The organism is Bosea sp. (in: a-proteobacteria) (genome assembly GCF_023953965.1).
Lineage (GTDB): Bacteria > Pseudomonadota > Alphaproteobacteria > Rhizobiales > Beijerinckiaceae > Allobosea.
This window is the reverse complement of sequence record NZ_JAMLIX010000002.1, coordinates 1,327,252-1,349,131: the sequence shown is the minus strand read 5'-3', so window position 1 is coordinate 1,349,131 and position 21,880 is coordinate 1,327,252. Positions and strand designations below refer to the sequence as shown.

Here is a 21,880-nt window from a genome sequence, read left to right as displayed (position 1 = left end):
GAATCCGGCATTCCAGAGCGTGCTTCTTCCTGCCACGGATATGGTTAACGCTTTCTCACCTGCGGAGCGCGAGGGCGCGCCCGGATGGCGGCAGGGGGTGGATTCCCTAGAGTATCCGATCTACCCTTTGGTAACTATCCGGCAGAATCTATAGTTAATATAAGTAAATTAGCCGATGTACACCGGAACTTAATCCGACTTCTGGTATTGATCGCCGCAGTCGGCAAGCAATGCCGCGAGCAAGACGACAGGGTCGGAGTTTCAGACGATGAAGACATATGAGAATCTGCCGAATGCGGCGCTGACCGGCAGCATGCGCGATTTCCGCGTGCCGGGCGGGGCTGATCTGGAGCGGCGTGTCGGCAATTTCTTCAAGTGGCAGAACCTGCGGCGCCAGAACGGCCTGTGGCCGTTCTCGCGTGCGACCGATTTCGGGCCGCGCACGGAAGTTCTGGCCACGGACGACCGCGGCATCGGCATGGAGGGGGTGAACTTCGCCTCGCAGGACTATCTGAGCATGTCCTCCCATCCGGCCATCAAGGAAACGGCGCTGGCGGCGATCGAGCGCTACGGCGTCCATAGCGCGGGCTCGGCGGCGCTCGTCGGCAACACCACCCATTCGGTCGCGCTCGAGCGCAAGATCGCCGATTTCCTCAAGATGGAGGATTGCCTGCTCTATCCGACCGGCTGGGGCGCCGGCTATGGCGTGATCCGCGGGCTCGTGCGCTCGTCCGACCATATCGTCATGGATGCGCTGGCGCATACCTGCCTGCAGGAGGGCGCCAATGCCGCCACCCGCAACATCTATCTGTTCCGCCATCTCGACGTCGCCCATTGCCGCCGCTGGCTCGAGAAGATCCGCTCCACCGATACCGAGAACGGCATCATGGTGGTGACGGAGGGGCTGTTCTCGATGGACTCCGACACGCCCGACATCGCCGCGATGCAGGAGCTGTGCAACGAGTTCAACGCCACGCTGATGGTCGACGTCGCCCATGACCTCGGCGCGCTCGGGCCGGGCGGGCGCGGCCATATCGGCGCGCAGGACATGCTCGGCAAGGTCGATATCGTGATGGGCTCGTTCTCGAAGACCTTCGCCTCGAACGGCGGCTTCGTCGCGGTCAAGGAGCGGCCGGTCAAGGAATACCTGCGCTTCTACAGCCCGACGACGACGTTCTCGAACGCGATGTCGCCGGTCAATGCCGCGATCGTCCTGAAGGCTTTCGAGATCATCGAGACCGAGGAGGGGCAGGGCCTGCGCGACGAGCTGATGGCCAATGTGCTCGAGCTGCGCCGTCAGGTCCGCGAGGCCGGGCTCGACTATTACGGCGACCCGTCCGCCATCGTCGCCGTCAAGATGGGCTCGGAAGGGCTTGCGCGCCTGGTCAGCCGGGAGCTGCCGGAGCTCGGTCTGCTCGCCAACCTCGTCGAATATCCGGCCGTCGGGAAGGGCTCCGCGCGCTTCCGCATGCAGGTCATGGCGAAGCATTCGCGCCAGAACATCACCAATGCGGTCGAGCGCATCGTCGCCGCCAAGGCCACGGCCGAGATCGCGCTGGCGGCGGCGGAAGCCGGACGTCCGACCCTGCGCGCGGTGGCTTGAGGGATCCCCCTCCGCTACGGAACCACAAAAGAAACCGGAGCGTGGCGTAACGTAAGAGACGCTTAACTCTTGCAAACCATGCTCCGGACAACCTTAGCGCGCGTCGATCGAGGATTAGAGTTTATGAGCCCGAGCCAGAAGGCGAGCGCCTCGGATATTCCCTTTTCGGTTCCGGCGGACGGGCGAGCCCAGCCCGCCACGCTCGGCCGGATCCTCCTGGTCGACGACGTTCTCGACAACCGCATCGTGCTCGGGCGCCGGCTGCAGCGCCGCGGCTACGAGATCGTCGAGGCCGATTGCGGCGAAGCCGCCCTCGACCTCCTGGCGCGGGAGCGCTTCGACCTCGTGCTGCTCGACGTGATGATGCCCGGCATGAGCGGGCTTGCCGTCGTCACCGAGATCCGCAAGACCAGGAGCTCGCAGCAGCTGCCGGTGATCATGGTCACGGCCAAGTCGCTGACCGACGATGTCGTCGAGGCCCTGCAATGCGGCGCCGACGACTACATCACCAAGCCGGTCGACTTCGAGGTCGCCCAGGCGCGCATCGTCCTCCAGATCAGCCGCAAGCGTGCCGCCGACACGCTGGAGCAATGCGTCAGGGACCGCACCGCCGCGCTCTCCGAGGCGGCGACCGTGATCAACCGCGAGGTCGAGCAGAACCGGCAGTCGACGCTGCGCGCCGAGTTCCTCTCGCGCCACGATTCGCTGACCAAGCTGATGAATCGCGCCGCCTTCCTCGAGGCGGCGACGGATGCCTCCGAGGCGCATGCCGCGGGCGGCGCGCCCTACGACATCCTCTTCCTCGACCTCGACCGCTTCAAGATCATCAACGACACCTTCGGCCATGGCGTCGGCGATCTCGCTCTCAAGAGCCTGGCCGAGAAGCTCGAGGCGATCGTCTCGACCAAGGACGCGCTGGCGCGCTTCGGCGGTGACGAGTTCCTCGTGCTGCATCGCTGCGGGCCGGGCGACGAGCGCACGGCGACGCTGGCCGAGCGCATCATCCGCAAGCTGACCGAGCCCCTGGTCGTGGAAGGCCACGAGGTCTCCGTCGGCATCAGCATCGGCGTCGCGGCGCCCGCCGGCAAGCTCGAGCCGGCCGAGATCACCATCGGCCATGCCGACATCGCGATGTACCGGGCCAAGAAGGACGGCGGCGACCGCTACCGCCTGTTCGATCCGGAGCTCGCCGAGGCGACGCGCCGCCGCTCGGAGCTCGAACGCGATCTGCGCGTCGCGTTGAAGTGCGGGCAGTTCAACGTCGTCTACCAGCCGGTGGTCGAGCTCGCCGACCATTCGATCAGCGGCTTCGAGGCGCTGCTGCGCTGGAACCACCCCCGGCGCGGCGCGATCTCGCCGGCCGAGTTCATCCCGATCGCCGAGGAGACCGGCGTCATCGTCCAGATCGGCGAGTGGGTCCTGCGCCAGGCCTGCGCCACCGCGATGACCTGGCCCGGCGAGGCCAAGGTCGCGGTCAACCTCTCCGCGATCCAGTTCGAGCGCAGCCCGATCGTCTCGATCGTGATGAACGCGCTCGCCGCCTCGGGCCTGGCGCCGGAGCGCCTCGAGCTCGAGATCACCGAGACGCTGATCCTGCTCAGCGCGCCCCAGACGCTCGAGGCGCTGCGCCAGCTGCGCCAGCTCGGCGTGCGCATCGTCATGGACGATTTCGGCACCGGCTATTCCAGCCTGAGCTATCTGCGCGACTTCGAGTTCGACAAGATCAAGGTCGACCAGTCCTTCATCCGCTCGCTGCCCACCGACGAGGGCACGCGCGCCATCGTCGCCTCGATCTCCCAGCTCGCCCAGACGCTGGGTGTGGCGACCACCGCCGAAGGCGTCGAGACCGAGGAGCAGCTCGAGCACGTCAAGACCAACGGCATCGGCCTCGTCCAGGGCTTCTTCTTCGGAAAGCCGATCACGGCCATGGAGATCGAAGGCGTCTTCGATGCGCTCGACAGCCACGGCCTGCAAACCGGCTTCCCGGTCAATTTCTGAGAAAGGCCGCGCCGAGCCAGCCACGCCGCAAGGCCGTCATCGCGCGCAATGGCGAAACGGCGCGCTCGCGCGTCAGAACCTGTAGGTCAGGCCGGTGTGCAGGACCAGCGGATCGAGCGTGACCGTCGCCCGGATCGGGGTGGGGCCCAGATAGCCGCGGGTCTTGGCGCGCAGATAGACTTTCTTGGCGTCGAGGAAGAAGCCCCAGTTGTCGTCCAGCATGTAGTTGAAGCCGATCTGTCCGGTGAAGCCGGGGGCGTGGTCGGTCTTGAGGCCGGTGACGACGCGGTCATGGTCCTTGAAGACCACCATCAGCGCGGGGCCCGCGCCGATATAGGGCTGGAAGCGGCCGAGCCCGGTGAAATGATACTGGGCGGTCAGCGCCATCGGGCCGCCGTCGACCTTGCCGAGCGTGCCGAGGCCGGTGAGGGAGCCGCGGGCCTCGACCTTGGTCAGGGGCGGGTAGCCGGCGGCGAGCCCGATGGCGAAATTCGGGGTGAAGTGATAGCCCGCCTCGATCGCGAAGGTATAGGAGTTGGGGACGCGGACATCCGCGCCCGGGACCGGGAAGCCGCCGGCATGCATCCTGGCGCCTTCGGCATAGAACAACCCCGCCGGGCCGGCATGCAGGAAGAAGCGCTTGAACGCCGGTTCCTGGGGCGGCGGGGCCGGCGGTTGCAGGTCGGCGGCCGATGCACCGCAGCAACCCGCGATGCCGGCAAGCATGGTCACGGCAGTGAGAGGAAGACGCATCGGGTCGATCCCGTAACGGCCGAACGGCGCGAGGACTGAAGTCTCCCGTTGATAATCTATTAGGCTTAACGAAAGGTTAGCGACGCCGTCCGGACGAGGGGGGCCGGCGCGGGCGGGGGGGCTTCAGCCCTGTTCGAGGCAGCCGCGGATCTTGCCCAGGAGGCGCGGCAGGTCGATCGGCTTGGTATCGAAATCCGCGCAGCCGACCTCGACGCTGCGGGCCTTGTCGCTGGCGAGCGCGTGCGCGGTCAGGGCGATGACGGGGATGCCGGCCGTGGCGGGGGAAGCCTTGATCCGCTGCGTCGCCTCCCAGCCGTCCATTTCGCCGAGCGCCACGTCCATCAGGATCAGGTCGGGCCTCTCGGCCCCGGCCATGGCGACCCCGGTCGGGCCGTCGGGGGCGCAGAGCACGGTGAAGCCCTGCTTCTGCAGGCGCCGGCTCAGCATGTCCCGGTTCATCTCGTTGTCTTCGACGAGCAGGATCCTAGGCATGGGCGGCCATCGCCTGCAAGGCGCGTGCGGACCGGGCGGCGGCCGTTGGCCCGATCCGCGTCGTCGCGTCGGGAAGGGTGAGCGTGAAGGTCGAGCCGATGCCGGGCCGGTTCTCGACGACGATCTCGCCGCCCGAGAGCCTGGCGATCTTGCGGCTGAGCGCGAGGCCGAGCCGGGCGCCGCCGTATTTGCTGCCGTTGGCATCCCCGGCATCGGTGAACTGCTCGAACAGCACCGGCATCAGCTCCGGGTCGATGCCGCCGCCGGTGTCGCGGACCGCCACGGTGAGATGCCCGCGCGGCGAGGTCGCGGCGATGAGGTCGATGCGGCCGTCGCGCGTGAACTTGATGGCGTTCACGACGAGCTCGGCCAGGATCTGCCTGAGCTTGGCCTTGTCGACCAGGAGCCGCCGCGGGGCCCGGGCGGTGTCGAGGGTGATGCGGGTGCCCGCCGCGAGCGCCGGCTCGCGGAACTCGTCCGCGACGGAGGCGACGATCTCGGCCGGATCGACCGCTTCGAGATGGAGCTCCATCTTGCCGGCCTCGATCTTGGCGAGGTCGAGGATCTCGTTGACGAGCTTGAGCAGCAGGTGCCCGGAGCTCTGGATGCGGGCGAGGTCGCGTGCCGTATCCTCGTCGCCTTCGTCGCGCACCTCCTCCAGCAGGATCTCGCTGTAGCCGATCACGGCGTTGAGCGGGGTGCGCAGCTCATGGCTCATCCTGGCGATGAACTCCGTCCTGGCGGCGCCGGCGCGCTCGGTCGCCTCGATCGCGTCGCGCAGTTCCGCCGCGGTCTGCATATGGCCCTGCATCGCGGTCTCGAGCTCGCTCTGCGAGGCGAGGAGGCGGGCGTAGAACAGCGCCATCATGGCGACGTAGAGGGAGGCCGCGATCGTCGAGACGAGGCCGAGCCCCTCCCGCGCCGCGACGTCGAGCCGGCTCGGCATGGCTCCGCCGAGGAACCAGATCGCGCCGAAGGCCGCGAGATTGGCGGCGAAGAGGCTGAGCGCGACCACCCTGAGCCTCGGCTCCGAGCCGATGTAGAACAGGGCGAGCAGCGGGATGGTCAGCACCCAGGGCAGCGTCGGCGAGGTGATGCCGCCGTAGAAATAGCAGCTCCACAGGATGCAGAAATTCAGGTTCTGGATCGAGGCCAGGGCCAGCGCATTGTAGTGCCCCCAGGCCCGCAGCACGAACGGGAAGAGCCAGAAGGCGGAGATCGACAGCGCCAGCACCAGCACGGGATAGCCGGGATCGGGATCGAAGACGTAGAGCGCGAGCGGAACGGTGTTGCCGATGAAGGGCCCGAACAGGTGGCTGATGAGGAACATCCGCACCTGCTTCAGATTCTGACGGTCCCGCGCGATGTCGGCCGGGATGAACCAGTCGACGAAATCGTTCAGCGTCATTCCGAATCGGCGCTTACCCTGCGTCATCGCCATGAAACCCGAAGGCACGAGGACGGGTTTCGAGACATGCGGGCGACAGGCCCGCCATTCGTGCGAACCCGTTTCGCATGAAGTCGTTCTCAATGACGTAAAGGCATTAAGGCGGCGTGAATCGCGGCCGGCATCCTGCGCGAGGCGCCAGGATCGATCGTTAACGACCGTCGTCTATCCTGGAAGCCAGGATGATGCGCCGCATGCCGCGGCGAGACCGGGGCCCATAACCCGATGCTGAAGTTTATCGACTGGTTCCTGCCGGAAGCCGCGAAGTTCGACAGCGCGGAACGCAGCCTCGGCCGCAACTTCGTCTTCACCCACCTGTTCGGGCCTCTGCTGAGCCAGCCGATCGGCGTGTTCCTCTACCTGATCGATCCCGATCCCGGCTTCGCCTGCTGGGCCATCATCGTCTGCACCTGGCTGTTCTGGCTCCTGCCCTTCGTGCTGAAGCTGACCGGGCAATTGCAGTTGACCGCGCTGATCTCGGTCGAGCTCCTCGCCTTCACGGCCCTGTTCGGAGCCTTCCATTACGGCGGCGTCAGCTCGCCCTTCCTGCCCTGGCTGATCATCAGCCTGCTGCTCGGCTTCTTCTATCTGCACGACAGGCCGCTCCTGGTGCTCGGCATGTTCGCGCTGAACATCGTGACCTTCTCGGCGGCCTATCTGGCCTTCGGCTTCCCGACGCTGGTGCCGCTCGAGGAGCTGCAGAAGGTCGGCTGGATCTCGATCCTGGCGGCGGCGGTCTACATGTCCTGGATGGCGGTCTACTACGCCAGCATCACCGCCAAGCGCTCCGAGATCGAGCGCGAAACGGAACGCCACCGCGAGACCGCGCAGCGCCTCCAGGCCGCCAAGGAGGCCGCCGACGCCGCGACGCATCTGAAATCGATCTTCGTCGCCAAGATGAGCCACGAGCTGCGCACCCCGCTCAACGCCGTGATCGGCTACAGCGAGATGCTGCTGGAGAACTTCGAGGACGAGGGCCGCAGCGAGAGCAAATGCGCCGATCTGCGCCGCATCAACGCGGCCGGAAAGCATCTCCTGGCGCTGGTCTCCGACGTGCTCGACATGTCGCGGATCGAGACCCAGAACGACAGCTTCGCCATCACCGTCTTCGATGTCGGCTGGCTGGCGGAGGAGGCGGTCTCGACCGCCCAGCACCTGGCCGAGGAGAACGGCAGCCGGATCACGCTGAACTGCATCGGCAAGCTCGGCACGATGCAGTCGGATTCCACCAAGGTCAGGCAGGTCATCCTCAACCTGCTCGGCAACGCCGCGAAATTCACCACCGACGGCTCCATCACGCTCGCGGTCAGGCGGGAAGCGAAGCCCGGCGGCGACTGGATCGAGTTCCAGGTCCGCGATACCGGCATCGGCATCGCGCCCGAGGGGCTGGCGCGGCTGTTCCAGAACTTCGGCCAGGCCACCGCCGGGATCTCCGGCCGCTATGGCGGGACGGGGCTCGGCCTTGCGATCAGCCAGAAGCTGTGCGTGCTGATGGGCGGCACCATCTCGGTGGCGAGCGAGCCGGGCAAGGGCTCCTGCTTCACCGTGCGCCTGCCGGCCCTGCGCAGCACCGCCGAGGCGCGCCATCCCGAGGCGGCCCAGGACGGCGCGCCGCGCGCCGCCGCCTGAGCGGGAGCCGGCTCCCCGCCGCCGCGGCGGGGGAACCTTCATCTTGTGCTTTTGTTTTATCGCGAACTGGATCAATGATGGTCGCGTGCGTTTAACGTCCGCGTAACCATATGAGAGAGTTCCATGCAAGCCGAGCGCGTGCGACGGTTTCCCGCGCCTGTCCAGGCCCAAGGCTTCGGCCGGCGGCCACGGGCGGCCAACGACAACGAGCCGGAGATCGGCGAGAGCGTCGCCAGCATCGTCATCGGCCGTTCCCTGCTCGTCGGGGCGGCGCTTCTGGTCGTGGCGTTCGCCGTCGCTGGGGGCGTCTGGCTCGTGCAGGCGGTGGGGCGGCACTTCGGCTGACCGCGGCGCGCCGCGGGGGCCTCAGCGGGCGTTGGCGAAAGCCTTCCGGCTCAGCACGGTCCGGAACAGGATCCCGATGTCGAGCCAGAACGACCAGTTGTCGATGTACCAGTGGTCGTAGGCGATGCGCTCGGCCATCTTCTCGTCGGTATCGGTCTCGCCGCGCAGGCCGTTCACCTGCGCCCAGCCGGTGATGCCGGGCTTGACGTTGTGGCGGCGGGCGTAGTTGGCGATCTTGCGCTGGAACGCGACATCGTGGGCGAGGGCGTGGGGGCGCGGGCCGACGAGCGACATGTCGCCGGCCAGAACGTTCAGGAACTGCGGCAGCTCGTCCAGATTGTAGCGCCGCAGCAGCGCGCCGAGGCGGGTGATCCGGGGATCGCCCTTCCTCGCCTGGACGACGACCTGGCCGTCGTCGATCGTGGTCATGGTGCGGAACTTGAAGATCCGGAACGCCTGCTGGTTGAAGCCGTAGCGGCGCTGGCGGAAGAGCACGGGGCCCGGCGAATCGAGCCGGATCAGCGCCGCGATCAGCAGAAGGAGCGGCAGGCTCAGCACGAGGCCGCAGGAGGCGGCGACGATGTCGAAGGCGCGCTTGGCCGCGATCTCCGCCGTCGAGAGCGGCCGGCGCGTCAGCCGCAGGCTCGACAGGGTGCCGGCGTGGACGACACGCGCATTGGCGAAGCGCGCCAGGCTCGGCTCGGGCGCGAGATGGATCGCGACCGGCAGGTTCTGGAAGGCGTCGACGCAGGCCGAGACGGTCTCCTGCTCGGACCAGGGAACGGCGATGAAGACCGCATCGGGCCGCTCCCTGCGGCAGCGCGCCACCGCGGCGGCGAGATCGGCGGCAAGCGCGGCTGCCCCGCCGCCCGGCTTGAGAAAGGCGACGTCGTTCACCGAGAATCCCGCGAGCCAGGGCTTGTGCCGCGAGACGAAGGCCATGACGTTCGCCTCCCGTCCGATCAGGAAGGCGCGCTCGGCGGTGATCCGCCCGGCGCGGCTGCCGGCGGCGATCAGCCTGACCACAGCCGCCCGGGAGAGGGCGATGACGGGAATGCCGCCGAGATAGGTCGCGACGATGACGGCGCGCGAATAGTGATCGGCGATCTTGGCGAGGAACAGCAGGACGACGAAGACCAGGAGCGTGATGTTCCAGACGGCGACGGCGGAGCCCATCTGCCCCTGCGTCGAGAGGTAGTTGCCGATCCGGTAGCGCCCGCGCATCAGGTTGACGAAGACGAACAGCGTAGCCAGCATCGCCGCCAGTTCCGGCGCGGAGCGGTCGATCCCCGGCATGCCGGTGGCGGCGAGGTAATAGCCGAACGACATCCCATAGACGAGGGCGGCGACCACCGCCGCATCGCCCGCCGCCGTCAGCGGCCCGATCCAGAGGCGCCAGAGGCCCGGCCGGCGGCCGGGCGCGGTCTGGGAGACGCCGCTCAGATGGTCGATGCTCATTGCAGTCCTCGGTGGCCCGCGCCGGTCCGTACCTGTCCCGATCCGGCACAGGGAACCGGCGCCGGATCGGCGCCGGGAGCAGCGTGGCAAGGCCCGTGCCGGGCGCTTCAGGCGCAGTCGCGCCGGCGCTGGGCCATCGAATCGAGGACGGCGGAAAGGAGGCTGCCGAACACGGCGCCGGCGATCTTCACGATCGCGTCGCGCGGCAGGCCGTGGCGCGTGGCCTCCCAGGTCTGGAGCCATTCGAGGCCGATGGCGAGGACGACGAGCCCGGCGAGGATGCGCCAGCGCTGCCGGGGATAGGCGAAGGCGAAGGTGGTGCCGGCGGCGAAAAAGGCGAGGAAGCGTTCCGCATTCGCGCTGAGCCCGTGAAGATGCGGGCGCGCGCCCAGGGGCGACAACGTCGCGATCAGGATCACGAGCAGGACAGCCCAGCCCGCGAACAGGGCGAGGCGGCGCAGCTTTTCAAGCGGAAGCATCAAGGCCGGGCTCCGGGCGGGCGGCGGGGCGGGGAAGGGCCCGGCATCGGCGCGATGCGCGCGAGCCGGCGTCCGCGCGTTATGGCGGGCCGATAACGGCGAAGCAATGGCGGATCCGGCAGGCGGGCCGTATCAAGCGAGGTCCGCGGGCACCGCAATCCGCCGCCAATTTGCGTTTTCGCAAATTGGCGGCAGGCCCTTCCGGTTAATGGTGCAGCGCAGCGAGGGACGGAAGGTGCCTGCTGCATTGAAGGAGAAGGCAGATGTTCAGGACGTTTCTCGCTGGCGCGCTGATGGCGCTGGCAGCCGCCGGTGCCAATGCGGCGGAGATCGAGGTCAAGATGCTCAACAAGGGCGAGGCCGGTGCCATGGTGTTCGAGCCGGCGCTGATCAAGATCGCACCGGGCGACACGGTGAAGTTCCTGCCCACCGACAAGAGCCACAATGCGGAAAGCGTTCCCGAGATGATGCCGGCCGGCGCCGAGCCCTTCATCGGCAAGATGAACGAGCAGGTCGACATCACCTTCAACAAGGACGGCGTCTACGGCATCAAGTGCAAGCCGCATTACGGCATGGGCATGGTGGCGCTGGTCGTGGTCGGCGAGCCGACCAATCTGGAGGCCGCCGCCACCGCCAAGCATCCGGGCAAGGCGAAGACGGTCTTCGCCGGCCTGATCGCCAAGGTAAAGTGACCGCGCCGCGGTGCGGCAGGTGAAAGGGGCAGGGGCGCGGCCCAGGGCTGCGCCCGGTCGGAACAGGAGAGGTTAGCATGGCGCCGATCCCGAGGCTGCGGGCCTATGACGGCCCCGCCCTGCTGTCCTACGGCTTCAGGCCGCTTTTTCTGCTCGCGGCCCTGCAGGCGGGGCTTGCGGTCCTGGTCTGGCTCGTCTTCGTCACCGGCCATCTTACCGTTCCCACGGCCTTCGCGCCGGTGGACTGGCATATCCATGAAATGCTCTTCGGTTATCAGGCGGCCGCGATCGGCGGCTTCCTGCTGACCGCCATCCCCAACTGGACCGGACGGCTGCCCGTGCAGGGCACGCCGCTTCTGGTGCTGGTCCTGGCCTGGATCGCGGGGCGGGTCGCGGTCGGGGTCTCAGGCCTGATCGGCTGGCGGCTCGCCATGGCGGTCGATGCGCTCTATCTCGCCCTGCTCGCCGGTGCCGCCGCGCGCGAGATCTTGGCCGGCCGCAACTGGCGCAATCTCAAGGTCGTCCTGCTGATCGGCCTCTTGCTCGCGGCCAATCTCGCCTTCCATGCGGAGGCCGCGCTCGGGGGCGGGGCCGACTATGCCCGCCGCTTCGCCATCGCCGTCGTGCTGATGCTGCTCATGCTGATCGCCGGGCGGATCGTGCCGAGCTTCACGCGCAACTGGCTGGCGCCGCGCGGGGAGGGGCGCCTGCCGGTGCCCTTCGGCGGCTATGACAAGGCCGTGCTGGCGGCGGGCGCGATCGGGCTTTGCCTGTGGGTCGTCCTGCCGGACGCGGCCGTGACCGGGGCTGCGCTCATCCTCTGCGCCGGCCTCAACGCCGTCAGGCTCGCGCGCTGGGCGGGCGAGCGCACCTGGCGCAACCCGCTGCTCGTCATCCTGCATGTCGGCTATGCCTTCGTGCCGCTGGGTTTCGCGCTCTCGGCGGCGGCGAGCTTCGGACTGACCGGCCCTGGCGCCGGCCTGCACGCCTGGACGGCCGGCGCCTTCGGCACCATGACGCTGGCGGTGATGTCGCGGGCGACCCTCGGCCATACCGGGCGCCCGCTTGCCGCCACTGCCGCCACACAGGCCTGCTACGCCCTGGTGGTGATCGGCTCGGTGGCGCGGATCTGCTCGGCGCTCGGCCATGGCCCGGTTGCGCTGCTGCATGTCGCGGGGCTCAGCTGGTCGCTGGCCTTCCTCGGCTTCGCGGTGGCCTATTGGCCGGCCCTGACCGGCGAGCGGCTCGGCGCGAAGGCCCCCTCCGCCGCGGGAGCCGCCCGATGACGCGCTTTCCGTCCTTTTTCGCCGAGGCGCCGCGCCTCACCGTGCGGGACCCGCTCGCCGCCTTCCTGGGGACCTGCGCGGGCGGCATCGTCGAATACGGCTATGAGGACGCCGTAAGGCTGACCGGCCATTCCTGCCCGGCCGTGGCCGGCGCCTATCTGATGGTGATCAACGGGCTCGGCTTCCTCCATGACGGCGGGATCCCCGAGCGCGGCGGCATCGAGGTGTTCATGCGCGGTGAGCCCGGCCAGGGCACGACGGGGGTATTGGCCTCGGTCGCGACGCTTTTGACCGGCGCCGCGCCCGAGACCGGTTTCGGCGGGATCGGGCCGTCGCGGCGCTTCGCCCGGCGCGATCTCCTGCATTTCGGTGCCGACATCGACGGAGCGATCGGCTTGCGCCGCCGCGACACCGGGGCCGGCGTCGTCGTCGATATCGACACCGGCGCGGTGCCCCATGCGGCGGCGATGGACGGGCTCCTGGCGCAGGCCTTGGCGGGGCGGGCGGATGCCGAGGGGCTCGAAAGCTTCGCCGCGCTCTGGCAGGACCGCGTCCGGCGGATGCTGGTCGAGCATGCCGACGACCCGAAGCTGATCCATCTCTACGACTGGCCGGCGGCCGAGGCCTGATTCAGCCGGTATTCTCCGCCAGCCGCTTCAGGCCGGCGGCGTCGCAGACCACGAGCTTCTGGCGGCCGCCCTCGACCAGCCCTTGCGTCTCCCAGGCGCTGAGGATGCGCGAGACCGTGTGCAGCGTCGTTCCCGTCATCTCGGCGATGTCGCGCCGCGAGATCGGGAAATCGACATGCACGCCCGCATCGTCGCGCCGGCCGGCCTGCTCGACCAGCCTGAGCACGGCATGCGCCACGCGCCGCTCGACCTCCTCGGTCGACATCTCGCGGATGCGGGTATGGGCCTCGTCCAGGCGCTGGCCGATGGTGCGGATCGCGTTCATCGCCAGATGCGGGTTGTCGGCGACGAAGACGTCCCAGGTCTCGGTCGGCCAGCTCGCGATCAGGCTGTCGACCGCCGCCGTAGCGGTGCCCGGATAGTCGCTGCGGCCGAGCGCCCGGGTGAAGCCGAAGAGGTCGCCCGGATGGACGACGCGCACGATGATCTGCTGGCCGTCGCGCGTGACCTGCGTCACCTTCAGCCGGCCGTGCAGCAGAAGATAGAACGCCTTGGCCGGGTCGCCCTGCTCGAACACGGCCTCGCCCTGCGGAATCCGGCGCGCGCTGGCCTGTGCCGTCATGCGGTCGAGCTGGGCATCGCTCATCGCCGCGAACAGCGGAACGCTGCGCAGCACGCTGCGGTCCATTCCCACGTGACAGCCTTTCCTTCAGACGGGCTCGGCGGCGTTGGCGACGTCCCGAGCCATCGGGGCGCGGCGTCGGATAAGACCGCAATCGCTCCCGGCGTTCAAGTGCGGCACGATCGCCCGCTCTACCGTGGCGCAGCCTCGTCGTCTGCTTCGCTGTCGATGAGGATGCGTTCGCCCGCGCCGTCGAGATCCTCGTACTGGCCGCTCTTCAAGGCCCAGAGAAAGGCGACGAGGCCGACGCCGCCGAGCAGCAGGGCGACCGGAATGAGATAGACGAGGACAGTCACGCCCGCTCCACTTGCACGGGACGATCGATGGCCGCCGCGCCCCGTGCCGCGCGGACGGGCCGCTCCCGCATCCCGATCAGCCGCAGCGCATTGCCGATGACCAGGAGCGACGACCCCGACATGGCGACGGCCGCGATCAGCGGCGTGACATGGCCCAGGATCGCGATGGGAACCGCGATGATATTGTAGACGATCGCCAGCCCGATATTCTGGCGGATCAACTGTCCGGCGCGCTCGGAGATCACGATGGCGAACGGCACGGCCTCGAGGCTGTCGTGCAGGAAGACGAAATCGGCGGCGTTGCGGCCGATATCGGCCGCCGTCGCAGGCGCCATCGAGACGTGGGCGGCCGCCAGCGCCGGTGCGTCGTTCAGCCCGTCGCCGACCATCAGCGTCCTGTGGCCGTCCGCCGCCATCTCGGCGATGCGCGCCACCTTTTCGGAGGGCAGCAGGGCCGCGGCATAACGCGAAATGCCGAGGTTCTCCGCCACCTGCCGGCAGGCGGCTTGCGTATCGCCCGACAGCATCTCGACCGCTTTGCCCGCCTGTCGCAGCGCCCGGATCGCTTGCGCCGCATCCGTCCTCGGCACATCCTCGAACCGGAACGCGGCGCATGCGCGGCCGTCGCGGGCGAGAATCGTACCGGACCGGTCCGTCGCGACGATCTCCTCGCCCCGGCCCAGCGCCCAGCCGGCCCGGCCGAGCCGCCAGACCGATCCGTGAGCCCGGCCCTCCACGCCGAAACCGGGGATTTCGGAGATCTCCTCGAAATCGTCGGCGCCGGCCTGCCCGGCGGCGGCCTGCATGATCGCCTGCGACAGCGGGTGGCGCGAGTGGGCGCCAAGCCCCGCGGCGATCGCGAGCATGGCAGGCTCGATCTCGGCCAGGTTGGACAGCCAGGGACGTCCCGCCGTCAGCGTCCCGGTCTTGTCGAACACCACCGTGTCGGCTTCCACCAGGCGTTCCATCGCCGAGCCGTCGCGCACCATCACGCCGCGCTCGAACAGGCGCCGCGCCGCGACCACCTGCACGATCGGCACCGCCAGCCCCAGCGCGCAGGGGCAGGTGATGATCAGCACGGCGACCGCGATGGTGATCGCCTTGTGCCAGTCGCCGTCGATGGCGACCCAGCCGAGGAAGGTCAGGAACGCCGTCAGATGCACGACCGGCGCGTAGAGCGAGGAGACCCGGTCGGCGATGCGCCGGTAGCGCGTGCGCCCGCCTTCGGCCGCCTCCATCATGCGCACCATCTCGGCCAGGAAGGAATCCTCGGCGCGTGCCGTCGCTTCCAGCGTCAGCGGCCCGGTGAGGTTGAGCGTTCCCGCCTGGACGTGCGCGCCGGGCTCGACCCGCCGGGGCCAGCTTTCGCCGTTGACCAGCGAGCAGTCGAGCTCGGAGGCGCCGGCGGTGACCCGCGCATCGACGCAGATGCGCTCGCCGGCCGCGATCGCTAGCCGGGTGCCGGGCTCGATCTCGCCGGCCGGCCGGTATTCCCGGCTGCCGTCCGGCGCGATCACGATCGCCCCGCGCGGGGCCAGCCGCGCCAGCCCCATCACGGCGGAGCGGGCCCTGTCGCGCATCACATGGTCGAGCGTGCGGCCGATGAGCAGGAAGAACAGCAGCGTGACCGCCGCGTCGAAATAGGCGTGCTCGGCGTGGTTGAAGGTCTCGTAGAGGCTCATCGCATAGGCGAGCGTCACGCCGATGGCGATCGGCACGTCCATGTTCATGCGGCCATGGCTGAGCGCGTTCCAGGCCGAGCGGTAGAAGACCCTGCCCGCGAAGGCGAGCGTCGGCAGCGCGATCAGCGCCGAGACCCAATGGAACAGATCCCGCGTCGCCCCGTCGGCGCCGGACCAGACCGAGACCGAGAGCAGCATGACGTTGCCGGCGGCGAAGCCGGAGATCGCCACGGCGCGCAAAAGCTCCGTCAGCGTCCGCTCCCGGCCACTGATGCTCGTCTCGTCGAAGAGATGGGGCGGATAACCGAGCCCGGACAGGGTCTCCGCCAGCGGCGGCATCTTATCCTCGCGGAAGCGCACGCTGACGCGCCTGGTCGACAGGTTGACGCGGGCGCTGACCACGCCGTCAAGCCGCGACAGGCCCCGCTCCACGGTGTGGATGCAGGCGCCGCAATGCACGCCCGGCACCGACAGCTCGACCTGCGCCGTTCCATCGCCCAGGCTGCGCGCGGCATGGCGCAGCTCGTCCGACGACAGGATGCCGCTCTCGACGTGCTGGCCGAGGCCGGGGGCGCAGCAGCTCATTGGACCGCCCCGCCGCGCAGCTGCAGTCGCCGGACATCGCGATAGGGACGCTCGAGCCCGGCCTCGGTCCGGATCTCGACGATCCAGAGGCCGTCGCGCAGCTCGACGGGCGCGGCCAGCGAACCGTCGAGCTGCCGGGTCAGCGTCACCTCATGATCCTCGGAGGCATAGGCGGGCCGCCGGAAGCTCACCGTGGCCTGCGCCGCCGGCACGGCCTTGCCCTGAGCATCGGCCAGCCGGTAGCTGAGCTTGCCATCGGCGATGACGAGCTCAGGCTTCCAGCCGAGCGCCGCCTGGGCGCGGCCTTCCGCCGCCTTGGCGTTGAACTCCCGGCCCGCGACATGGACATTGTCGACGATCAGCCCGGTCCAGCTCGACCGGGCGAAGAAGGCCATGGTCAGGTTCACGGCGATGACGACCGAGAAGAAGCTCACCATGATCGCCAGCACATGCCAGCCGGTCAGCTCCCGTTTTCCGCGCGCCACGCTCATTTGCTCGCCTCCGGTGCCTCAAAGGTCGCGTTGTAGTGGTCGCTTTCGAAGCTCGACCTGTCCTCGACCACGAAGGTGAAATGCTGCGTCGGGCCGGTGATAGCCTCACGCGGCTGGCGCACATAGACCCTGAGCGTCTTGAGCCGGTCGGGCTCCGCCTCGACGGTGAAGGAGGTTCCGCCCGCCTGCGGCATGCCGACGACGGTCATCTCCGCCCCTTCGAGGCCCTTGATCGACACGGAAAGCGTGCGCAGCTCCGGGATCATGTTGAGCAGCTTGACCGTATAGCCGTTGCGGATCGAGCCGTCCGCCAGCACGACGAATTGCGGATTGCGGTCGGCCAGGACGTTCAACTGGAGCCGGTCGCGCATCATGAGCGCGGTCAGCAGGCCGAGCCCCACCAGCGACCAGGCCCCGAAATAGACCAGCGTGCGCGGCCGCAGCAGCTTCTTCAGATGGAAGGTCGCGACCTTGTCGGAGAGCTTGCCGTCGGGTCCGCGCACCTTGCGCGGGTCGATGGCCGTGGTTCCGTTCGCCGTCGCCAGCATCATGTTGGATTCGTATTGCGCGAGCGTCGCATAGGCGATCAGCCCGCGCTCCTTGCCGATCTTGTCCATGACGCTGTCGCAGGCGTCGATGCAGAGCGCGCAGGTGATGCATTCGAGCTGCTGCCCGTCGCGGATATCGATGCCCATCGGGCAGACCGCGACGCAGGCGTTGCAATCGACGCAGTCGCCGACCGCCTGCCCGGCCGCCGCCGCCTTCTTGGCGTGGCGCGAGCGCTGCTCGCCGCGCCAGGCGTTGTAGGTGACGGTGAGCGAGTTCTCGTCGAGCATCGCCGCCTGGATGCGCGGCCAGGGGCACATATAGGTGCAGACCTGCTCGCGCATCAGCCCGCCGAAGATATAGGTGGTGGCGGTCAGGATCGCGATCGTCATATAGGCGACCGGGGCGGCCCGGCCGGTCACCAGATCGCGCAGCAGGGTCGGCGCATCGGCGAAATAGAAGATCCAGGCGCCGCCCGTCGCCATGGCGATGGCGAGCCAGATCGCGTGCTTAGAAACCCGCTTGGCGAGCTTGTTCGCCGACCAGGGGGCGGCGTCGAGCTTCATGCGGGCATTGCGGTCGCCCTCGACGGCGCCCTCGACCAGCAGGAAGAGATCGACCCAGACGGTCTGCGGGCAGGTGTAGCCGCACCAGGCGCGGCCGACCGTCGAGGTGATCAGGAACAGCCCGAACCCCGCCATGATCAGCAGGCCGGCGACGAAATAGAGCTCCTGCGGCCAGATCTCGATCGGGAAGAAATAGAACCGCCGGTTGGCGAGATCGACCAGAACGGCCTGATCGGGGGCATGCGGGCCACGGTCCCAGCGCAGCCAGGGCGTCAGGTAATAGATGCCGAGCGTGACGAGCATCACGATCCACTTGAAGCGCCGGAACCGGCCCTCGGCCTTCTTCGGGAAGATTTTCTTTCGCGCTGCGTAGAGCGGCTGACGCACCTGCGCCGAATTCACCGCCGTTGCATCAAACGTCTCGACATCCGACGTTTCGAGCATATCCGTCATCTCCTGGAGCACGCCCGCGCTTCGTCAAGACGCGGACAGGCCCCAACTTTCATGTCAAACGCATTCTCTTCACGCGAGGCGGTGCCCGCTTCGCTCGAAAATGCCCTGGCCGGACGCACCCGTTCGGGCGCGCCGGCCGCCGGCTCCATGCACTCCTGCGCGACCTGATCGCATCGCGCTCGCCCCCCCGGGGCGCCCTGCAATGGCCGTCTGTCTTTCCGCGGCCGGGATCGCCCGGCCGCGGGGTCTTCTTTTTATCCTTCGCGTCAGCCCTCTATTTGCCGCCTCCCAGCGAATGGACATAAACCGCCAGCTCCTTGACGAGCGTATCGCCGAGGCGCGCCTGCCAGGCCGGCATGACGCCGTGCCGCGGCGCCCTGATCTGGGCGGAGATCTCGGCCGGCGACGAGCCGTAGAACCAGATCGCGTCCGTCAGGTCCGGCGCGCCGAGCTCGTGGTTGCCCTTGCCGTCATCGGCATGGCATGCGGCGCAGTTCTGGGCGAAGACCTCCTTGCCGGCGGCGACGTCCTCGGGCTTGGCCGTGCCGGCCTTGCCCGACAGCGAGAGCACGAAGGAGGTGACCTGCGCGATCTGCTTCGGCTCGAGCATGCCGGCGAAGGCAGGCATTTCCGAGGCCCTGGTATCGGGATCCTCGGCGTAGCGGATGCCATGGGCGATGGTCTGCTGGATGTCGCGGGCGGTGCCGCCCCACAGCCATTCGTCGTCGTTGAGATTGGGATAGCCGGGGAAACCCTGCGCGCCCGAGCCGTGGCACTGGACGCAGTTGACCTTGAAGGCCGCGGCGCCCGCCATCATGGCGAAGGTGCGCAGCTTTTCGTCGGCCATGATCTCGTCGATCGACTTGGCGGAGACCGCCGCGGTATAATCGGCCTTGGCCGCCTTGGCGGCATCCAGCTCCTTGCGGATCTCGCCGCGGCTCGTATAGCCGAGCAGACCCGTCGTCGCCGTGTTGATCAGCGGCCAGGCCGGATAGGCGATCATATAGCCGATCGCCCAGACGATGGTCACGTAGTAGGTGATCAGCCACCAGCGTGGCATCGGGTTGTCGAGTTCCTTGATCCCGTCCCAGGAGTGACCGGTCGTGGAGACGCCGGAGATCTCGTCGACTTCCTTTTCGCTCATGTCAGTCATCCTGCAGGGGAATGCGGGCGGCCTCGTCCGCGAGATCGCGGCTGCCGGGGCGGAAGGCGAAGGCGATGGCGCCGACGAAGAACAGGGCCATGCCCAGAAGGCCCCAGCTATCGGCGAAATGCCGCATGGCGGTGTAGTCGTCCATCGGCCCCTCCTCAGCGGTAGCCAGCGGCTTCGTCATAGGTCGAGAAATCGACCAGCGTGCCGAGCATCTGGAGATAGGCGACCATGGCGTCCATCTCGGTCAGCTCCTGCTTCCTGCCGTCGAAATTGCCGGTCTTGACCTTGGGATAGCGCGATTCCAGCCCGGCATGGTCGGCGTCCGGATCGGCCTGCGCCCGCATGTCGGAGGCGGCATGGGCGATCATCTCGTCGGAATAGGGCACGCCGACGCGGCTGTTGGCGGTCAGGTGAGCCGAGATCCCGGCGACGTCGAGCGGCTTTTCCCTGAGGAAGGCATAGCTCGGCATCACCGATTCCGGCACGACCGAGCGCGGCTCGACCAGATGCTGGACATGCCATTCGTTCGAATAGCGCTGGCCGACGCGGGCGAGATCGGGGCCGGTGCGCTTCGATCCCCACTGGAAGGAGCGATCATACATCGATTCCGCCGCCAGGCTGTAATGGCCGTAGCGCTCGACCTCGTCGCGGAACGGCCGGATCATCTGCGAGTGGCAGGCATAGCAGCCCTCGCGGACGTAGATGTTGCGCCCGGCGAGCTCGAGCGGGGTGTAGGGGCGCATGCCCTCGACCTTCTCGACCGTGTTCTGCAGGTAGAACAGCGGCGCGATCTCGACGAGGCCACCGACCGTCACCACGAGCAGCGAGTAGATCAGCAGCAGCGTGGCGTTCTTTTCGAGCTTGGTGTGGTTCTTCAGAATGGACATGGATCGCACCTTCACTCGGCAGCCTGGACGGCCATTCCGCCATTGGCCCGCAAGGTCGTGCCCATCGGCGTCTCGTCGCGGACCCGCCCCCGGATGGTCTGATAGACGTTCCAGACCATGAGGAAGCCGCCGATGAGATAGAAGACCCCGCCCAAAGCGCGGATGATGTAATAGGGATGCATGGCGGCGACGGTCTCGGCGAAGGAATAGACCAGGAAGCCCTGCTCGTCGTATTCGCGCCACATCAGGCCCTGCATGATGCCCGACACCCACATGGCCGAGGCGTAGAGCACGATCCCCAGCGTCGCCAGCCAGAAATGCCAGTTGACCATGCGGATGGAGTAGAGCCGCTCGCGACCCCACAGCTTCGGCACCAGGAAGTAGACGGCGGCGAAGGTGATCATGCCGTTCCAGCCGAGCGCGCCGGCATGGACGTGGGCGATGGTCCAGTCGGTGTAGTGCGAGAGCCCGTTGACGGCCCGGATCGACAGCATCGGCCCCTCGAAGGTCGCCATGCCGTAGAAGGCGATGGCCGCGACCATCAGGCGCACGATCGGATCGGTCCTGATCGCGTCCCATCGGCCCGACAGCGTCATCAGGCCGTTGATCATGCCGCCCCAGGACGGCATCCACAGCATGATCGAGAACACCATGCCGAGCGTCTGCGCCCATTCGGGAACGGCCGTGTAGTGCAGGTGATGCGGGCCGGCCCAGATGTAAAGGAAGATGATCGACCAGAAATGCACGATCGACAGGCGATAGGAATAGATCGGCCGGTCGACCTGCTTGGGCACGAAATAATACATCATCGCCAGGAACGGCACCGTCAGGAAGAAGGCCACCGCGTTATGGCCGTACCACCATTGCGTGACCGCATCCTGCACGCCCGCGAAGGCGGAGTAGCTCTTCGAGCCGACGAACGAGACCGGGATCGCCATGTTGTTGATCACGTGCAGCATCGCGATCGTGATGATGAACGACATGAAGAACCAGTTCGCCACATAGATATGCGGCTCCTTCCGGCGCAGCAGGGTTCCCATGAAGATGACGAGATAGGCCACCCAGACGATGGTCAGCCAGAGATCGACATACCATTCCGGCTCGGCATATTCGCGCGACTGGGTGATGCCGAGCAGGTAGCCGGTGGCGGCCATGACGATGAAGAGCTGGTAGCCCCAGAAGACGAACCAGACGAGATCGCCGCCGAACAGGCGCGCGCGGCAGGTGCGCTGCACGATATAGAACGAGGTGGCGATCAGCGCGTTGCCGCCGAAGGCGAAGATGACCGCGGAGGTATGCAGCGGCCGGACACGGCCGAAATTCAGCCACGGCTCGACGTTGAGGTCGGGGACGGCGAGCTGAAGGGCGATGAACACGCCGACGAGGAAGCCGACGACGCCCCAGAACACCGTGGCGATCACGCCGTAGCGGATCGGCTCGTCCATATAGGTCGATTCGTCGACCGGCGCGGCGGGCTGGAAGTCCGCGTTCCGCATCAGCAGGATCGCGAAGCCCAGGAGCGTGACGAAGGCGATCGTCATATGCTGCCGGAACAGATCGTCGACCGCCAATGCGGCGCCGAGCATGGCCAGGAAGGCCAACGCCACCGTGAGGATGATCCCTGTGCCGTGCTTCATGAAGTGGCCCCCACTCGAGTTCGTCATGATCGACGCCGCGGGGCACCGATCCCGAGACTTCTCTTCCGCGTCGCGGGTCCTTGCCTTGATC

General features: G+C 67.8%; 21 protein-coding genes. 7 read left to right on the top strand and 14 right to left on the bottom strand.

Annotated features, from left to right (window positions below; genetic code table 11):
* The first annotated feature begins 268 nt into the window (after positions 1 to 268).
* Positions 269 to 1,603: an aminotransferase class I/II-fold pyridoxal phosphate-dependent enzyme gene (locus M9917_RS21495; RefSeq protein WP_297257047.1), complete on the top strand. Its 1,335-nt coding sequence runs from the start codon at positions 269 to 271 to the stop codon at positions 1,601 to 1,603.
* Between the two features lie 123 nt (positions 1,604 to 1,726).
* Entirely contained in the window at positions 1,727 to 3,601 is a 1,875-nt protein-coding gene (locus tag M9917_RS21490; RefSeq protein WP_297257046.1) for a putative bifunctional diguanylate cyclase/phosphodiesterase, read from the top strand.
* A gap of 72 nt (positions 3,602 to 3,673) precedes the next feature.
* Here the strand turns inward: M9917_RS21490 and M9917_RS21485 are convergent, their stop codons facing one another.
* From M9917_RS21485 to M9917_RS21475, 3 genes are all read right to left on the bottom strand, one after another.
* On the bottom strand, positions 3,674 to 4,354 hold the full coding sequence (locus M9917_RS21485) for an OmpW/AlkL family protein (protein WP_297257045.1): 681 nt from the start codon (positions 4,352 to 4,354) through the stop codon (positions 3,674 to 3,676).
* A gap of 123 nt (positions 4,355 to 4,477) precedes the next feature.
* Positions 4,478 to 4,846, bottom strand: a complete 369-nt coding sequence (locus M9917_RS21480) for a response regulator (protein ID WP_297257044.1) — start codon at positions 4,844 to 4,846, stop codon at positions 4,478 to 4,480.
* Positions 4,839 to 6,254: a sensor histidine kinase gene (locus M9917_RS21475; RefSeq protein ID WP_297257043.1), complete on the bottom strand. Its 1,416-nt coding sequence runs from the start codon at positions 6,252 to 6,254 to the stop codon at positions 4,839 to 4,841. The genes M9917_RS21480 and M9917_RS21475 overlap by 8 nt, the downstream gene beginning before the upstream one ends.
* A gap of 264 nt (positions 6,255 to 6,518) precedes the next feature.
* On the opposite strand from M9917_RS21475, the gene M9917_RS21470 reads away from it, so the two are divergent.
* Positions 6,519 to 7,922, top strand: coding sequence for a sensor histidine kinase (locus M9917_RS21470; RefSeq protein WP_297257042.1), 1,404 nt, complete (start codon positions 6,519 to 6,521; stop codon positions 7,920 to 7,922).
* Positions 7,923 to 8,045: 123 nt separating this feature from the next.
* Positions 8,046 to 8,267: a hypothetical protein gene (locus tag M9917_RS21465; RefSeq protein ID WP_297257041.1), complete on the top strand. Its 222-nt coding sequence runs from the start codon at positions 8,046 to 8,048 to the stop codon at positions 8,265 to 8,267.
* A 21-nt stretch (positions 8,268 to 8,288) separates the two neighbouring features.
* Here M9917_RS21465 and M9917_RS21460 read toward each other — a convergent pair whose 3' ends face one another.
* Positions 8,289 to 9,725: an undecaprenyl-phosphate glucose phosphotransferase gene (locus tag M9917_RS21460; RefSeq protein ID WP_297257040.1), complete on the bottom strand. Its 1,437-nt coding sequence runs from the start codon at positions 9,723 to 9,725 to the stop codon at positions 8,289 to 8,291.
* Positions 9,726 to 9,832: 107 nt separating this feature from the next.
* On the bottom strand, positions 9,833 to 10,204 hold the full coding sequence (locus M9917_RS21455; RefSeq protein ID WP_297257039.1) for a VanZ family protein: 372 nt from the start codon (positions 10,202 to 10,204) through the stop codon (positions 9,833 to 9,835).
* Positions 10,205 to 10,467: 263 nt separating this feature from the next.
* On the opposite strand from M9917_RS21455, the gene M9917_RS21450 reads away from it, so the two are divergent.
* The 3 genes from M9917_RS21450 to M9917_RS21440 all read left to right on the top strand — a co-directional run bounded on the left by M9917_RS21450 (position 10,468) and on the right by M9917_RS21440 (position 12,811).
* Positions 10,468 to 10,896 carry a pseudoazurin gene (locus M9917_RS21450; RefSeq protein WP_297257038.1) on the top strand — a complete coding sequence of 143 codons (429 nt, stop codon included), beginning with the start codon at positions 10,468 to 10,470 and terminating at the stop codon, positions 10,894 to 10,896.
* Positions 10,897 to 10,973: 77 nt separating this feature from the next.
* Positions 10,974 to 12,182, top strand: a complete 1,209-nt coding sequence (locus M9917_RS21445) for an NnrS family protein (protein WP_297257037.1) — start codon at positions 10,974 to 10,976, stop codon at positions 12,180 to 12,182.
* Positions 12,179 to 12,811 (top strand): hypothetical protein, encoded by a 633-nt coding sequence (locus tag M9917_RS21440; protein WP_297257036.1) that lies wholly within the window; start codon positions 12,179 to 12,181, stop codon positions 12,809 to 12,811. The genes M9917_RS21445 and M9917_RS21440 overlap by 4 nt, the downstream gene beginning before the upstream one ends.
* A gap of 1 nt (position 12,812) precedes the next feature.
* Here the strand turns inward: M9917_RS21440 and M9917_RS21435 are convergent, their stop codons facing one another.
* From M9917_RS21435 to ccoN, 9 genes are all read right to left on the bottom strand, one after another.
* On the bottom strand, positions 12,813 to 13,505 hold the full coding sequence (locus M9917_RS21435; RefSeq protein WP_297257035.1) for a Crp/Fnr family transcriptional regulator: 693 nt from the start codon (positions 13,503 to 13,505) through the stop codon (positions 12,813 to 12,815).
* Positions 13,506 to 13,624: 119 nt separating this feature from the next.
* A complete protein-coding gene (gene ccoS, locus M9917_RS21430) occupies positions 13,625 to 13,789 on the bottom strand; it encodes a cbb3-type cytochrome oxidase assembly protein CcoS (RefSeq protein WP_297257034.1) in 165 nt (54 codons plus the stop codon).
* Positions 13,786 to 16,056, bottom strand: coding sequence for a cation-translocating P-type ATPase (locus M9917_RS21425; protein WP_297257033.1), 2,271 nt, complete (start codon positions 16,054 to 16,056; stop codon positions 13,786 to 13,788). The genes ccoS and M9917_RS21425 overlap by 4 nt, the downstream gene beginning before the upstream one ends.
* Complete coding sequence (locus M9917_RS21420; protein WP_297257032.1) at positions 16,053 to 16,547, bottom strand: FixH family protein; 495 nt, start codon at positions 16,545 to 16,547, stop codon at positions 16,053 to 16,055. Before M9917_RS21420 ends, M9917_RS21425 begins: the two co-directional genes overlap by 4 nt.
* Positions 16,544 to 18,103, bottom strand: a complete 1,560-nt coding sequence (gene ccoG, locus M9917_RS21415; protein ID WP_297257031.1) for a cytochrome c oxidase accessory protein CcoG — start codon at positions 18,101 to 18,103, stop codon at positions 16,544 to 16,546. The genes M9917_RS21420 and ccoG overlap by 4 nt, the downstream gene beginning before the upstream one ends.
* Before the next feature lie 283 nt (positions 18,104 to 18,386).
* Positions 18,387 to 19,256, bottom strand: coding sequence for a cytochrome-c oxidase, cbb3-type subunit III (ccoP, locus tag M9917_RS21410; RefSeq protein ID WP_297257030.1), 870 nt, complete (start codon positions 19,254 to 19,256; stop codon positions 18,387 to 18,389).
* A 1-nt stretch (position 19,257) separates the two neighbouring features.
* A complete protein-coding gene (locus M9917_RS21405) occupies positions 19,258 to 19,410 on the bottom strand; it encodes a cbb3-type cytochrome c oxidase subunit 3 (protein ID WP_297257029.1) in 153 nt (50 codons plus the stop codon).
* 10 nt (positions 19,411 to 19,420) lie between these two features.
* Entirely contained in the window at positions 19,421 to 20,152 is a 732-nt protein-coding gene (ccoO, locus tag M9917_RS21400; protein WP_297257028.1) for a cytochrome-c oxidase, cbb3-type subunit II, read from the bottom strand.
* 11 nt (positions 20,153 to 20,163) lie between these two features.
* Positions 20,164 to 21,738, bottom strand: a complete 1,575-nt coding sequence (gene ccoN, locus M9917_RS21395) for a cytochrome-c oxidase, cbb3-type subunit I (RefSeq protein ID WP_465246415.1) — start codon at positions 21,736 to 21,738, stop codon at positions 20,164 to 20,166.
* Between the last annotated feature and the right edge of the window lie 142 nt (positions 21,739 to 21,880).